Origin of the sequence: Streptomyces thermospinosisporus (assembly GCF_039526425.1) — a bacterium.
Classification (GTDB): domain Bacteria; phylum Actinomycetota; class Actinomycetes; order Streptomycetales; family Streptomycetaceae; genus Streptomyces; species Streptomyces thermocarboxydovorans.
Genome location: NZ_BAAAIZ010000008.1, coordinates 1 through 15,095, shown reverse-complemented (window position 1 = coordinate 15,095; position 15,095 = coordinate 1). Strand labels below are relative to the sequence as shown.

Sequence of the window (15,095 nt, the reverse complement as noted above, 5' to 3'; positions counted from 1 at the left end):
ACATGACGCACGAGCTGGTCACCGCGCTGGGTCCGCTGCTCACCGCGGAGGCCTCCGCCGAGGCGTACGCGGCCGGGACCGAACCCGCCGATCTGGAACAGGCGGTCTGGCTCCGCCTCCTGGAACGCCTCGACGCCGAGGACCCGCCCCGCGATCCGCCGGGCTGGCTGCGCCGGGCGGTCCGCGCCGAGGCCCGCCTCAGCAGGCGCGCGGCGCGCCACGAGACACCGCTCACCCGTGACCCCGCGGCCGACGCCCGGCACGCCCCCGAATTCCTCGCCCTCGCCGCGGCCCGCCGCCGCGCGCTGCGCGACGCGGTGCGCCGGCTGCCCGGCCGCTGCCCCCGCCTGATGGAGGCCCTGCTGTCGCCCGACGACCCGACATACCGGGAAATCGCGGGGGAGTTGGGTATCTCACAAGGCAGTCTCGGCCCGGAACGTTCCAGATGCCTGGGATGTCTGCGTCGTTTGCTCACACCGGAGGTTGCGGCCCGCTGAGGACGGGGATAGGAGTGAGGGACAACAGGTGATCAGGTGAGCGGGAGGCGTGCGCACATGGGCATGAGCGTGACCATCTCTGCGGCGGCCGAGCAGGACGCGGAGCAGATCTTCAGGTTGCAGTACCTGTGCTTCCAGAGTGAGGCGGCGCTCTACGGCAACTACCGCATCGCCCCGCTCGTCCAGTCCCTGGACTCGGTCCGTCAGGAGGTCGCCGAGGACTGCGTCTTCGTCGCCCGCCTCGGGGACGAGGTGGTCGGCTCGGTCCGCGGCAGGATCACCGAGGACGGCACCGCCGCCATCGGCAAGCTCTGCGTCCACCCCCGTCTCCAGGGGCACGGCATCGGTGCCCGGCTGCTCAAGGCGGCCGAGGCGGCGCTCGCCGAGGAGCGCGGCGCCAAGACCTTCCGCCTGGAGGCCGGCCACCGCAGCGAGGGCAACCTCCGCCTCTACAGCAGGGTCGGCTACCAGCGGGTCGGCACCTCCCAGGGCTCGGACGGCGTCCCGATGATCGTCCTGGAGAAGAAGGCGGAGTCCTACGCGACGACCGCGTGACCCTGCACCGGCCGCCGGTGTGACCTCCCGTCAGCGGAGGCAGACCTGGGCGGCTGCCCGAAACGGACCCAGGCCGCCTGGCCTTCGTCAGGCGGCCTGTCGTTCCCGTGCCCTGCGCAGCCAGTAGATGGCGGACACCGGCAGCAGCACCGGGATGAACAGGTACCCCATCCCGTAGTCCGACCACACCGTCGCGTCGGGGAAGGCGGACGGATCCACCAGCGTCCACGTCCCGACCGTGAGCACACCCACCAGCTCCGCCGCGCAGCACACCAGCGCGGCCCGCCGGGCCGTCTCCCCGCCCCGTACCAGGGTGTAGGTGATGAAGCCGTACACCACACCGGCCAGCGCGGACAGCGAGTAGGCGAGCGGCGCCCGGTCGAACTCCGTGGCGATCTGGTACGCCGAGCGCGACACCGCCCCGACGACCATCACGCCGTACAGCCACACCAGGAGCAGCCCGGGGCCGCCGGTCAGCCGCTTCGCGGGCACCTCAGCCTCCCCAGATGTCATAGAGGCGCACCTCCAGCACGGCCAGCACCACACCGGCGGCGGCGACCGTCACCGACCCCCAGCGCGTGCGCTCGGCCAGTGACATGAACGCGGCCGCCGGCACACACGCCAGCGAGCCCACCAGATAGGCCACGAAGATCGTGGTGCCCTGCTCCGGCTTCTCTCCCCGGGCCAGCTGCACGATCCCGACGACGAGCTGCACCAGCGCCAGCAGGGTCACCACGGCCATGCCGATGAAGTGCCAGTCCTTCGTCGGCTGATCGCGGTACGCGGCCCAGCCGCACCAGGCGGCCAGCAGCAGCGCGGCGACGCCGGTCACCAGCGTCAGGACATCAAGCATGGCAGCGACCTTATTACGTCCGGAATCCGTGCTTGTCGCCCGCCCCTGCCGCCGTGGTCTTGACCACACGGGGTGCGGCGGCCGCCGGTCCGTGCCCCGGTCCCTCCACTTCCGGGCGGCCCCGTTCGCGCTGGTCACCGGGGCGGTTCCGCGGCTCCCGCGGGCCGCCGCGGGTGTCCACGCATGTCCAGCATTCGGACACGCATGTCCGGTCAGCAGCGAACGTCTGCTTTACTGATCGCATGACCACGACGAGCGACCGCATCCCTGCGACCGAGGCGACGATGACGCCCGGTGCTCGTTGTCTGTGCCCGCGCCGAATGTGCGCCTTCTAGAGGGCCCCTGCACCATCTGAGCCTCGCGCCCCGAAGCGAGAGCCCGCTCATGTCCGCCCGCGTGCCCCGCATGCGCGACTGAGCCACGCCCCGCGCGCCACGCCTCCCAGCCCCGGCCGGCCCTCAGCCGTGCCCGCGGCGGGCGGCACCGCGCCCGGCTGCCTTCGACCCTGATCGCCACGTGCCCGGCGCCCATCCCGCGCCGCGCACACGACAGTGACGGAAACCCACGTGATCACCACCTCGGGCCTGACCAAGGTCTACCGCTCGCGCGGCCGCGAGGTCACCGCCCTGGACGGCGTCGACCTCCACGTCCGCGAAGGCGAGGTCTACGGCGTCATCGGCCAGTCCGGCGCCGGCAAGTCCTCCCTCATCCGCTGCATCAACCTGCTGGAGCGCCCCACCTCCGGCACCGTGACCGTCGCCGGGCAGGACCTCACCGCCCTGGCCGGCCGCGGTCCCCGGGCCGGCCGGGAGCTGCGGCGGGCGCGCAGCCGGATCGGCATGGTCTTCCAGCACTTCAACCTGCTGTCGTCGCGGACCGTGCAGGACAACGTCGAGCTGCCGCTGGAGATCCTCGGCAAGTCGGGGAAGGAACGTTCCGCCAAGGCGCTGGAGCTGCTCGACCTGGTAGGCCTCGCCGACAAGGCCAAGGCCTACCCGGCCCAGCTCTCCGGCGGCCAGAAGCAGCGCGTCGGTATCGCCCGCGCCCTGGCCGGCGACCCCAAGGTGCTGCTCTCCGACGAGGCCACCAGCGCCCTGGACCCGGAGACCACCCGCTCCATCCTGCAGCTGCTGCGCGACCTCAACCGGCAGCTCGGCCTGACCGTCCTGCTCATCACCCACGAGATGGACGTGGTGAAGTCGATCTGCGACTCCGCCGCGCTCATGGAGCGGGGCCGGATCGTCGAGTCCGGCACGGTCAGCGACCTGCTGGCCACCCCCGGCTCCCAGCTGGCCTCCGCGCTCTTCCCGGTCGGCGGCGACGCCTCCGCCGAGGACCGCACGGTCATCGACGTCACCTTCCACGGCGAGAGCGCCACCCAGCCGGTGATCTCCCAGCTCTCCCGCACCTACAACATCGACATATCGATTCTCGGTGCCGCCATCGACACCGTCGGCGGCCTCCAGATCGGCCGGATGCGCATCGAACTGCCCGGCCGCTACGAGGACAACGTCGTGCCGATCGGCTTCCTGCGCGAGAAGGGCCTGCAGATCGACGTCCTGCACGGGGAGCCCGCCGGCCCGCAGCCCGCGCCGTCGCCGAAGGAACCCGCGTCCGCTCTCGTGAAGGAAGGCGCCCGGCTGTGACCTGGAACGAGATGCAGCCCCTGCTGTCCCAGGCCTGTTGGGACACCCTCTACATGGTCGGCTGGTCCACCGTCATCGCCGTCGTCGGCGGCCTGCCGCTCGGCATCCTGCTCGTCCTCACCGAGCGCGGCGGGCTGCTGCAGAACGTGGTGGCCAACAAGGTCATCGGGCAGATCGTGAACGTCGCCCGTTCGATGCCGTTCATCATCCTGATGGTCGCGCTGATGGGCTTCACCCGCTGGGTGACCGGGACGACGATCGGCCGCGACGCCGCCATCGTGCCGCTCGCCATCGGCGCCATCCCCTTCTTCGCGCGCCTGGTCGAGACGGCCGTCCGGGAAGTGGACGGCGGGCTCGTCGAGGCCGTGCAGTCGATGGGCGGCAACACCTGGACCATCGTCCGCAAGGTGCTCGTCCCCGAGGCCCTGCCCTCCCTCATCGCCAGCACCACGACCACGATCGTCGCCCTCATCGGCTACACCGCCATGGCCGGCACGGTAGGCGCCGGCGGACTCGGCGACATCGCCATCCGCTACGGCTACCAGCGCTTCGAGACCGAACTGATGTGGATCACCGTCGCCATCCTCGCCGTCGTGATCTCCCTGATCCAGTTCGCCGGCGACCTCGCCGCCCGGTCCCTGCACCGCCGCGGCGGCCGGTCCGGCGCGGCACCGAGGCTGCGCCTGCTGAAGGCGTCCGCCCCCACCACCGAGACCGTCTAGACCACCACCGAAAGACCATCCAGGTCATCCCGGAAACTCCCCGCCACACCCTGGGCCGGGGTCGCACCACCAGAAGGAAAGGCACTTTTCGTGCGTAACACCACCAAGATCACCACCGCCGTCCTCGCTGCCGGAGCCCTCACCCTCGGGCTCACCGCCTGCGGCTCGGACAAGGGCACGGGCTCCGGCGCCGCCGACACCAAGGCCCCGCTGACCGTCGCCGCCACCCCCACCCCGCAGGGCGAGATCCTCACCTACGTCAAGGACAACCTCGCCAAGAAGGCCGGCCTCGAACTCGAGGTGAAGGAGTTCACCGACTACGTGACCCCGAACACGGCCGTGCAGCAGGGCGAGGTGGACGCCAACTACTTCCAGCACCAGCCGTACCTGGACGACTTCAACAAGAAGAACGGCACCGAGATCGTCGCCGTGCCCGGCGCCACCGTGCACCTGGAGCCGCTCGGCGTCTACTCCAAGGGCGTCAAGAAGCTCGCGGACCTCGGCAAGGGCGCCACCATCGCCCTGCCCAACGACACCACCAACGAGGCCCGCGCGCTGAAGCTGCTGGAGGCCAGCGGCGTGCTCAAGCTCAAGAAGGGCGCCGGCTACGACGCGACCCCCAAGGACATCGCCGCCAACCCCAAGAACCTGAAGTTCAAGGAGCTGGAGGCCGCCCAGCTGCCGCGCTCCCTCGGTGACGTCGACGCCGCCGTGATCAACGGCAACTACGCCCTGGAGGCCGACCTCAGCCCCGCCGAGGACGCCATCGCCGCCGAGTCGCCCAAGGGCAACCCGTACGGCAACTTCCTCGCCGTGAAGAAGGGCAACGAGGACGACCCGCGCGTGAAGAAGCTCGCCAAGCTGCTCACCTCGCCCGAGGTGAAGAAGTTCATCGAGAAGAAGTACGCCGGGTCCGTGGTCGCCGCGTTCTGAGCCCGCCGGCACCCGATGACCACCCACGGGGTCCACTCCGCCACACGGAGTGGGCCCCGCGGTGCGATTCAGTGCTTTCATGCTGCATGCTGGGCAGTTCAGCAGCACCCGACGGACACGAAGGTTACGGAGCGGCGCATGACGAGCACCTTCCCCAACATCTCCATCAGCACGGAGCGGTTGGTGCTGCGTCCCCTCGACGAGGATGACGTCCCGGCGCTGGCCGAGATGATGAACGACGAGCAGGTCGCCGCCTGGACCGACGTCCCGCAGCCCTACACCGAGGACCTCGCCCGCACCTGGATCACCGAGCTCGCCCCCGGCAAGCGGGAGAACGGACACGGCCTCGACCTCGCCGTCACCGAGTTCCTCACCCAGCGCCTGGTCGGCGTCGTCCAGCTCGCCAAGACCGACTGGCACGTGCGGTCAACCGAGATGTCGTACGTCATCGCCCCCTGGGCTCGCGGCGAGGGATACGCCTCCGAGGCCGCCCTCGCCACCGCCCAGTGGCTCTTCGGCGACCAGAAGTTCGAACGGATCGAGCTGCGCACCGCCGCCGACAACACCGCGGGCCAGCAGGTGGCCCAGAAGATCGGCTGTATCAGCGAGGGCGTCCTGCGCGGCGCCTGCATAGCGCATGTGCGCGCCGACGACGGCACCTGGACCGACGTGCGCACCGACTACATCGTGTGGAGCCTGCTCCCCGAGGACATCGAGGGCGCCGACGGACCGCTCGCCGACACGGGCCAGTTCACCGTCTACCCCGACTGGAACTGACCCCCTCATCGGATACCGGCGCGGCCCGCCGCGGCCGCACCGGGTACGCTCACCAAGCCTGCCCGCGAGCGGCGACAGCCGCCGACGACCTGCACAAACCCCTGGAGACAGACGACGATGGCCGACCGGGTCACGGTGATCGGCTGGGACGGTTCGCCGCTGACCGCCGCGGCACGCGCCGCGCTGAGCGCCGCCACCCTGGTGGCGGGCGCCGCCCACCATCTGGCGCTGCCCGAGGTGCCCCCCGGTGCCGAGCGCATCCGGCTCGGCTCCGTCGCCCTCGCCGCCCGGCGCATCGCCGCCCACCGCGGCACCGCCGTGGTCCTCGCCGACGGCGACCCCGGCTTCTTCGGCGTCGTGCGCACCCTGCGCGCGCCGGAGTACGGCCTGGAGGTCGAGGTCGTCCCCGCCGTCTCCTCGGTGGCCGCCGCCTTCGCTCGCGCGGGCATGCCCTGGGACGACGCCCAAGTGGTCGTCGCACACCCTCGCACCCTGCGACGCGCGGTGAATGTGTGCCGCGCCCACACCAAGGTGGCCGTCCTCACCTCACCCGGCGCGGGACCCGCCGAACTCGGCCTGCTCCTGGACGGCGTCCACCGCACCTTCGTCATCTGCGAGGAACTCGGCACCGAACGCGAGCAGGTCACGGTCGTCACCTCCGACAAGGCCGCCGACCACACCTGGCGCGACCCCAACGTCGTGGTGGTCATCGGGGGCCCGGTGGGCGCCGGGGAGTCCGGCAGCTGGATCGCCGGACGCGACCCCTCCGCCGGCCCGCGCGGCTGGACACAGCCCGCCGAGGCCTACGGCGGCGACCTCGGCGAGGGCGAACGCGACCCGCTGCGCACCGCCCAACTCGCCCGCCTCGGACCGCGCGTGGGCGACCTGGTGTGGGACATCGGCTGCGGCAGCGGCGCCTTCGCCACCGAGGCCGCCCGCGCCGGCGCGGCCGTCATCGCCGTCGACCACGACCCACAGGCCTGCGCCCGCACCCACGCCACCGCCCGCCGCCACGGCGTCCAGCTCCAGGTCGTGCACGGCACCGCCCCGCAGGTCCTGGAGAACCTCCCCGAACCCGACGTCGTCCGCGTCGGCGGCGGGGGAGCGGCCGTGGTCTCCGCCGTCGCCGACCGCCGCCCCCAGCGCATCGTCGCCCACGCCGCCACCCGCGACGCGGCCGAACTCATCGGCCGCGACCTCACCGAGCACGGCTACCGCGTCGAGTGCGCCCTGCTGCAGTCCGTCGAACTCGACACCCGTGCCTGGACGGAGAAGGAGCGCAGCGTCGCGTTCCTGCTCAGCGGCGTGCTGCCGCCCCGCGAGACCTGACCGGTGACGCCGTCCCCGTGATCGGGTTGTCGTACCGCGCGCGGTAGGCTGGCCGATCGTTGTACCGCGCTCGGGCACCGGCGCTTCGTCGTCCAATGTCCCGATACCGCGCCCGTTTTGGGGTGGGTAGTGGTACGGCGGAACCGGAGGAGGCGCAACGTGGCGCAGTCCACAGCGGAAGCGTCGCCGATCAAGCTGACGCGAAGGCCGTCCCGCCGCGACAATGCCAGTGAATGGCTTTGTCGCCTTTTTCGGGCGGGCCGTTCGTGCCGCTGGGGACGCACGCTCGTTCTTCAGTGTGGGGCGGTCGGTGCGCCGTTCCGGGTGAGCTGGTCGTAGGAGCATTACCGATGGGCGAGGGGTACGCATGACCGACACCGGCCAGGTCCCGGGCGAGGGACTGCCGGAGAATTCAGGCAGGGTGGACCAGCAGGGCGTCGCCGCGCCCGGCGCGTACACCTACCTCTCCGCGACCTCCGCCGAGTACGACGAAGACCTGCTGCTGCCGGGCGCGGCGGGCGCCTGGGGCAACGAGGTCCCGCCGCCCGCCCCCGAGCCGCTCGTCGAGACCGTGCACGCTCCGGGCCCCCACGAGCTCTCCGGTCGCGACAGCGGCTCCCTCGACCTCGGCGCCGCCCGCCTGCCGCACTCCGCCGCCCATGCGACCCCCGAGGAACACCACGGTCCACACGAGGAGCAGCCCGTGCGGTACGAGGAACAGCAGGCCGCTTTCCAGAACCGGCCGGCCGGACACGAGGACCACCCGGCGGGCGGCACGGCAGGCCTGCCGGCGGGCTCCGAGGGGCAGCCGGCAGGCTTCGCGGACCAGTTCGCGGACCAGCAGGCGGCGGTCACGGCGGGGCAGGGCGGACACCAGGGCGCTCCGGCGCCGGAGGGGTTTGCTCCGCAGGGACAGCACGCGGCGCATGGAGCGCCGGTGCCGCAGGACGGCCTGGCGGGCCCCGTCCCGGGCGAGCAGATCCCGGGGGAGCAGATGATGTCCCAGGACGAGGCTGCCGCGCTGGCCCAGGCGAGGGCCGCCGCCGCTGCGGGTGTGCTGCCGCAGGATGATGCGGCGGGCGTGGCTCCGGGTGAGCAGACGGGGCCGCAGGACGAGGCCGCCGCGCAGGCTGCCGTTCAGGGTGGGCACGCGGCTCCGGAGGCTGCGGCTCCGGCGGAGCCGACCGCCCCCGGCAGCGAGGGCGCCGGGCAGGCGCAGGCCGCGCCGGATCAGGTCGTCTTGGAACAGGTCGTGCCGGATCAGGTCGCTCCGGGTGCGGGAGCCGTGCCGCAGGAGGACAAGGGCGCGGCGGAGCAGGCTGCGCCTGGGGACGAGGCAGCAGCGCAGGCTGCCGCCGCTGCCGTTGCCACGCCTCAGGAAGCCGCAGCACCGGCCGCCTCCCAGAACGAGGGCGCCGGGCAGGCGCAGGCGCAGGCCGTTGCCGGTGCGGGGGAGGCGCCGCAGGACGGCTCGGCCGCTCAGGAGCAGGCGGGTGCCCAGGCCGGCGCGGCCCGGAACGAGGCCGCAGCGAAGGCCGGGGCGGAGGGTGCCGCCCCGCGCGGGCGGGCCGCCGCAGCGCAGGCACGGACCGCCCCGACACCGCCTTCCCGGCGGCCGCTGCACCTCGGCCCGCCGATCCCCGACACCTCCGCCAGCCCGGTCCGTTCGCTCGCCGACCGCGGCCCCGCCCAGACACCGGTACGCCAGCCGGGTCCGCCCACGCTCGGCCCCGAGTACCTGGACGTTCCGCAGGCCCCCGAGGCTGCTCCGCAGTCGGCGGCGCCCTGGGGCGGGCAGGCCACGGTGCCCTCAGGGGCACCCGCTGCGGAAACGGTTATTCCGGCTGCCGGGCCTGCGGGAGCGGCCCAGGCCGCCATCGCCCGCGTCACCGGGCAGACGGCGGCCGGGCAGACGGCGGCCGGGCAGACGGCGGCCGGGCAGGCGCACCCCGAAGCCGCTCCGGCGGACGGCGCGGCCACGGCGACCGGCGGCACCGGCGAGGCGCAGGCGGCGCAGGACGCGCCCGCCGCCGACTCTGCCTCCGAGCAGCCGCCCTCCGGCGACACCGGGAACGTGGAAGTCGCCCCTGCCGGTGACAACTCGTCGGATGCCGTGGCCGACCAGCCCGCCGAGGCCGGGCCCGGGACGGACGGCGAGCAGACCGCACCCGAGGGTGCTGGGCACTCCGCGCCCGCCGGGGCCACGGAGGCCCCCGCGGAGACCTCCGCACCCGAACCGGCCGGTGCCACCGGCGACACCGAGGGCACGCCTGCCTCCGCCCCGGCGGAGCAGGTCCCGACGACGGACACCCCGCGGGAACCCGCCGCGGCAGCCCAGCCGGCCGAAACGAGCGCCGCCCCCACCGCTGCCGCCCCCGACCCCTCTCAGACCCCCGACGTCCCCGAGACCCCCGAGTCTCCGGAAACCCCCGGAGCGGCCCAGGCCGTGTCCGCCGGAGACGACGCCGTACAGCCGCAGGCCCTCGGCACCACCGATGCTGAGCAGGCCGGCGGACCGACCCCCACCGCCGTCCCGGTCACCACCGAGGAGGCAGAAGGGACCGCCACGGTGCCCGCACCCGAGCCGGAGACGCCCGCGGCCGACCCCGCCGCCCAGCAGGCGCAGACGGAACACCCCGTCCAGGGACCGCAGCAGACCCCCGCCGCTCCGCCCGCCGACCCCGCTCCCGGCGTACCGGCGAGCCCCGCGGGCGAGACGAGCGAGCCGGCGCCGGCCGCCGAGGCCCCCTCGGCCGTCATCCCCGGCACCGTCACCGGGGAGCCCCAGCCGGACCAGCCCATCGGCCAGTTCGTCCCCGTCGAGGGCTCCGTTCCGACGCCGCCGCACCTCGCGCCGACTCCGCCGCAGCCCCTGACGCTGCCCGCCGACGAGCAGCCCGCGCCCTCCGTTCCCGCCCCCCGTATGCCGGAGACTCCCCAGGAGCCGGCACCCGACGTGGCGCAGAGCGCGGACGATCTGGACACCCGGGGCGCCGGAGCCGACGAGGCCCGGCCCGCCCAGGAACAGGCTCAGCCTTCCGAAGCGCAGGCCAGGACCGCCGGGGAGCAGGGACAGGACGCCGAGGTCCAGGGACCGGCCGCCGACAAGCAGGGACAGCCTGCTGAGGAGCAGGTCCGGTCCGCGGAGGAGCCGGCCCCGTCCGCAGAGGAGGGGAGCGCCCCCGAGGCGGAGAGCGCCCCCGAGGCGGAGACGGCCCGGCCCGCGTCCCCGCCCGCACCCGCCTACGACGAGGCCGAGCGCGAGGCCGTGCTCAAGGTGATGCGGGAGCGCCGGGACATCCGCAACGGCTTCCGCAGCGACCCCATCCCGCACGAGGTGCTGCTCCGCGTCCTGGAGGCCGCCCACACCGCCCCGTCCGTCGGGCACTCGCAGCCCTGGGACTTCGTCGTGATCCGCTCCGCCGAGACCCGGCGCGCGATGCACGAACTGGCCATGCGCCAGCGCGAGGCCTACGCCAAGTCCCTGCCCAAGGGCCGTGCGAAGCAGTTCAAGGAACTGAAGATCGAGGCCATCCTCGACACCCCGGTCAACATCGTCGTCACCGCCGACCCGACCCGCGGCGGCCGCCACACCCTCGGCCGGCACACCCAGCCGCAGATGGCGCCGTACTCCTCCGCGCTCGCCGTGGAGAACCTCTGGCTCGCCGCGCGCGCCGAGGGCCTCGGCGTCGGCTGGGTCAGCTTCTTCGACGAGCGCGAGATGGTCCGCGCCCTCGGCCTGCCCGAGCACCTGGAGGTCGTCGCCTACCTGTGCGTCGGGTACGTCGACGAATTCCCCGACGAGCCCGAGCTGATGCAGGCCGGCTGGTCCAAGCGCCGCCCGCTGTCCTGGGTGGTGCACGAGGAGACGTACGGCCGCCGGGCCCTGCCGGGCGAGGAGCCGCACGACCTGCTCGCCGAGACCGTCGCCCAGATCCGCCCGCTGGACGCCAAGGCGCTCGGCGAGGCCTGGGAGCGGCAGAAGCGGATGACCAAGCCGGCCGGCGCGCTCGGCATGCTGGAGATCATCTCCGCCCAGCTGTCCGGCCTGTCCCGCCAGTGCCCGCCGCCGATCCCCGAGCCCGCGGCCGTCGCGATCTTCGCCGGGGACCACGGCGTGCACGCCCAGGGCGTCACCCCCTGGCCGCAGGAGGTCACCGCACAGATGGTGGCCAACTTCCTCGGCGGGGGAGCGGTCTGCAACGCCTTCGCCACCCAGGTCGGGGCCGAGGTCTGCGTCGTCGACGTCGGCGTCGCCGGCGACCTGCCCGCCACCCCCGGCCTGCTGCCGCGCAAGGTCCGCCCCGGAACCTCCGACATGACCACCGGCCCGGCGATGTCCCGCGAGGAGGCCAAGCAGGCCATCGAGGTCGGCATCGAGACCGCCCGCGACCTGGTCGCCGCCGGCAACAAGGCGCTGCTCACCGGTGAGATGGGCATCGCCAACACCACCGCCTCCGCGGCGCTGATCTCCGTCTTCACCGGAGCGGACCCGGCGGAGGTCACCGGCCGCGGCACCGGCATCAACGACGAGACCCTCGCCCGCAAGACCGAGGTCGTCCGCCGGGCCCTGGAACTGCACAAGCCCGACCCGGCCGACCCCATCGGCGTCCTCGCCGCGATCGGCGGCCTGGAGCACGCCGCCATCGTCGGCCTGCTGCTCGGCGGCGCCTCGCTGCGTACGCCGGTGATCCTCGACGGCGTCAGCGCCGGCGCCGCCGCCCTGGTGGCCCGCGCGATCGCCCCCGAGGTGCTGGCCGCCTGCATCGCCGGCCACCGCAGCGCCGAACCGGGCCATGTGGCCGCCCTGAACAAGCTGGGCCTGCGCCCCCTGGTCGATCTGGACCTCCGGCTCGGCGAGGGCACCGGCGCGCTGCTCGCCCTCCCGCTGGTCCAGAGCACCGCCCGGGCGATGCACGAGGTGGCCACGTTCGACTCGGCGGGCGTCACGGAGAAGTAGCCGACCGCAGAGGTGTCCGCGAAGCCGGCCGCTCATGGCCGCCTTCGCGGGCACCGGTCGGCTTCGCACACACCACCGGGCGGAGCGGGCGGGTACGTCCGCTGTGCTGTGACCGCGCAGTCGGCCGGGGTGGTGCCCAGCCATCGGACGCCCCCGCCGCCCCACCCGCCAACGCCGTAAAATCCGCACGTCAGGGCCCCGCCGCGCCGCACACCAGGAGCCGAACCGCCATGGCCGAACACCCCGCCTACCCCGTAGGCCTCCGTCTCACCGGCCGCCGTGTGGTCGTCCTCGGCGGGGGCCAGGTCGCCCAGCGCCGCCTGCCCGCACTGATCGCGGCGGGCGCGGACATCCACCTGGTGTCGCCCGAGGTCACCCCGTCCGTGGAGGCCATGGCGGACGCCGGCGAGATCACCTGGCTCAAAAGGCCCTACGCCGAGGGCGACCTCGCCGACGCCTGGTACGCCCTGATCGCCACCAGCGACAAGGAGGCCAACGCCCGCGCCTCGGCCGAGGCCGAGCGCAACCGCGTCTGGTGCGTCCGGTCCGACGACGCCGACCAGGCCACCGCCTGGACCCCGGCGACCGGCCACAGCGAGGGCGTCACGGTCGCCGTGCTCACCACCGACGCCAAGGGCCGCGACCCGCGGCACACCGCCGCCATCCGCGACGCCGTGGTGGAGGGCCTGCGCGACGGCACCCTCGTCGCCCCCCACCACCGCACCCGCACACCCGGAGTCGCCCTGGTCGGCGGTGGCCCCGGCGACCCGGACCTGATCACCGTCCGCGGCCGCCGTCTGCTCGCCGAGGCCGACGTGGTCATCGCCGACCGCCTCGGCCCGCGCGACCTGCTCGCCGAACTGCCGCCGCACGTCGAGGTCATCGACGCAGCGAAGATCCCCTACGGCCGCTACATGGCCCAGGAGGCCATCAACAACGCGCTGATCGAGCACGCCAAGCAGGGCAAGTCGGTGGTGCGCCTCAAGGGCGGCGACCCGTACGTCTTCGGCCGCGGCATGGAGGAACTGCACGCCCTGACCGAGGCCGGCATCCCCTGCACCGTGGTCCCCGGCATCTCCAGCTCCATCTCCGTGCCGGGCGCCGCCGGGATCCCCGTCACCCACCGCGGGGTCGCCCACGAGTTCACCGTGGTCAGCGGGCATGTCGCCCCCGACGACGAGCGCTCCCTGGTCGACTGGCCCTCGCTGGCCAAGCTCACCGGCACCCTGGTGATCCTCATGGGCGTCGACAAGATCGGCCGGATCGCCGAGACCCTGATCGAGCACGGCAAGTCCCCCGACACCCCGGTCGCCCTGGTGCAGGAAGGCACCACCGCCGCCCAGCGGCGCGTCGACGCCACCCTGGCCACCGTCTCCGAGACGGTCGTCGCACGCGAGGTCAGGCCGCCCGCCGTCATCGTCATCGGCGACGTGGTCAACGCCGGCCTCCCGGCCCCGGAGTAACCCGAGGTAACGCGACCGAACCCAGACGTTGGCAGCACAACCAGGACAAGGCAGTATCACCCCCGTGGCGGACCTCATCACCATCGACGACCCCGACGACCCGCGTCTGCGCGACTACACGGGCCTGACCGACGTGGAGCTGCGCCGCAAACGCGAGCCCGCCGAGGGCCTGTTCATCGCCGAGGGCGAGAAGGTCATCAGACGCGCCAAGGACGCCGGTTACGAGATGCGGTCCATGCTGCTCTCGGCCAAGTGGGTCGACGTCATGCGCGACGTCATCGACGAACTGCCCGCACCCGTCTACGCGGTGAGCCCGGAACTCGCCGAACGGGTCACCGGCTACCACGTGCACCGCGGCGCCCTCGCCTCCATGCAGCGCAAGCCGCTGCCCGCCGCGGCCGACCTGCTGCACTCCGCGCGCCGCGTCGTCATCATGGAGTCGGTCAACGACCACACCAACATCGGCGCCATCTTCCGCTCGGCCGCCGCCCTCGGCATGGACGCCGTCCTGCTCTCCCCGGACTGCGCCGACCCGTTGTACCGGCGCAGCGTCAAGGTCTCCATGGGCGCGGTCTTCTCCGTGCCGTACGCCCGCCTTGAGACCTGGCCCAAGGGGCTCGAGTCGGTCCGCGAGGCGGGCTTCACCCTGCTCGCGCTCACCCCCGACGAGAAGGCCCGCCCGCTCGACGAGGCGGCGCCCCACCGGATGGAACGGGTGGCCCTGATGCTCGGCGCGGAGGGCGACGGCCTGTCCACCCAGGCCCTGGTCGCCGCCGACGAGTGGGTCCGCATCCCGATGTCGCACGGCGTCGACTCGCTCAACGTGGGAGCGGCGGCCGCGGTGGCGTTCTACGCGGTGACGACGGGGCGGCCGCAGGTCTAGGGGCGTACCCGAGGTCCAGGGGCTTCGAGGGGCCGGACTCAGTCGTCCCACTCGAGCGTCGAGACGTACGTCTCGGCCATCCGGGGCTCCAGGCCCGGCTGCCATGGGCCGCCGTCGACCTGGTCCCCCTGCTGTGTCTGCTGCGTCGGTACGACGTTGTCGCCCTCCCGCGGCAGTCCGCGCGCCGGTCCCTGGCAGCCCTGCACCAGGGCGATGCCGAGGGCGACGACCAGCGTCACCACCACGAACACGAACAGCCGCTGCCGCAGCAGGCGCGGATTGGCCGGGCGCAGGCCGGCGCCCGTCGTGCGGGGGCCGGGCCGGCGTGCGCCGGAGCCCGGGCGGGAGGCGTTCCGGGCGGCGGATCCGCGTGCCGGGTTGCGGGAGGCGGGCGTCGAGCGCGAGGAGGGGCGGGACCGGGTCCGGTCGCGGGAGCCGGTCCCGCTCCGCGCGGAGGCGCCGCCGCGTGCCGCGGGG

Annotated in this window: 12 protein-coding genes and 1 pseudogene; 10 read left to right on the top strand and 3 right to left on the bottom strand. The window is 73.5% G+C overall.

Features of this window, described 5'->3' with window-relative positions:
• Positions 1-2: 2 nt before the first annotated feature.
• Complete coding sequence (locus tag ABD207_RS03080; protein ID WP_344009841.1) at positions 3-497, top strand: RNA polymerase sigma factor; 495 nt, start codon at positions 3-5, stop codon at positions 495-497.
• Positions 498-554: 57 nt separating this feature from the next.
• Positions 555-1,052, top strand: coding sequence for a GNAT family N-acetyltransferase (locus ABD207_RS03075; RefSeq protein ID WP_344010057.1), 498 nt, complete (start codon positions 555-557; stop codon positions 1,050-1,052).
• Between the two features lie 87 nt (positions 1,053-1,139).
• On the opposite strand, the gene ABD207_RS03070 is transcribed toward ABD207_RS03075, so the two are convergent.
• Positions 1,140-1,565 carry a hypothetical protein gene (locus ABD207_RS03070; RefSeq protein WP_344009839.1) on the bottom strand — a complete coding sequence of 142 codons (426 nt, stop codon included), beginning with the start codon at positions 1,563-1,565 and terminating at the stop codon, positions 1,140-1,142.
• On the bottom strand, positions 1,546-1,905 hold the full coding sequence (locus ABD207_RS03065) for a hypothetical protein (protein ID WP_344009838.1): 360 nt from the start codon (positions 1,903-1,905) through the stop codon (positions 1,546-1,548). Before ABD207_RS03065 ends, ABD207_RS03070 begins: the two co-directional genes overlap by 20 nt.
• Before the next feature lie 566 nt (positions 1,906-2,471).
• On the opposite strand from ABD207_RS03065, the gene ABD207_RS03060 reads away from it, so the two are divergent.
• The 8 genes from ABD207_RS03060 to ABD207_RS03025 all read left to right on the top strand — a co-directional run bounded on the left by ABD207_RS03060 (position 2,472) and on the right by ABD207_RS03025 (position 14,618).
• Positions 2,472-3,551 carry a methionine ABC transporter ATP-binding protein gene (locus ABD207_RS03060; RefSeq protein ID WP_344009837.1) on the top strand — a complete coding sequence of 360 codons (1,080 nt, stop codon included), beginning with the start codon at positions 2,472-2,474 and terminating at the stop codon, positions 3,549-3,551.
• A complete protein-coding gene (locus ABD207_RS03055; protein WP_344009835.1) occupies positions 3,548-4,273 on the top strand; it encodes a methionine ABC transporter permease in 726 nt (241 codons plus the stop codon). Before ABD207_RS03060 ends, ABD207_RS03055 begins: the two co-directional genes overlap by 4 nt.
• Before the next feature lie 90 nt (positions 4,274-4,363).
• Positions 4,364-5,206, top strand: coding sequence for a MetQ/NlpA family ABC transporter substrate-binding protein (locus tag ABD207_RS03050; protein ID WP_344009833.1), 843 nt, complete (start codon positions 4,364-4,366; stop codon positions 5,204-5,206).
• A 138-nt stretch (positions 5,207-5,344) separates the two neighbouring features.
• Complete coding sequence (locus ABD207_RS03045; protein WP_344009832.1) at positions 5,345-5,983, top strand: GNAT family N-acetyltransferase; 639 nt, start codon at positions 5,345-5,347, stop codon at positions 5,981-5,983.
• 117 nt (positions 5,984-6,100) lie between these two features.
• Positions 6,101-7,312: a precorrin-6y C5,15-methyltransferase (decarboxylating) subunit CbiE gene (gene cbiE, locus ABD207_RS03040; protein ID WP_344009831.1), complete on the top strand. Its 1,212-nt coding sequence runs from the start codon at positions 6,101-6,103 to the stop codon at positions 7,310-7,312.
• A 367-nt stretch (positions 7,313-7,679) separates the two neighbouring features.
• On the top strand, positions 7,680-12,272 hold the full coding sequence (gene cobT / locus ABD207_RS03035) for a nicotinate-nucleotide--dimethylbenzimidazole phosphoribosyltransferase (protein ID WP_344009830.1): 4,593 nt from the start codon (positions 7,680-7,682) through the stop codon (positions 12,270-12,272).
• Positions 12,273-12,502: 230 nt separating this feature from the next.
• Positions 12,503-13,735, top strand: coding sequence for a uroporphyrinogen-III C-methyltransferase (cobA, locus tag ABD207_RS03030; RefSeq protein ID WP_344009829.1), 1,233 nt, complete (start codon positions 12,503-12,505; stop codon positions 13,733-13,735).
• A gap of 64 nt (positions 13,736-13,799) precedes the next feature.
• A complete protein-coding gene (locus tag ABD207_RS03025; protein ID WP_344009827.1) occupies positions 13,800-14,618 on the top strand; it encodes a TrmH family RNA methyltransferase in 819 nt (272 codons plus the stop codon).
• A gap of 38 nt (positions 14,619-14,656) precedes the next feature.
• Here ABD207_RS03025 and ABD207_RS03020 read toward each other — a convergent pair.
• Positions 14,657-15,095: pseudogene (locus tag ABD207_RS03020) on the bottom strand (hypothetical protein); the annotation flags it as partial.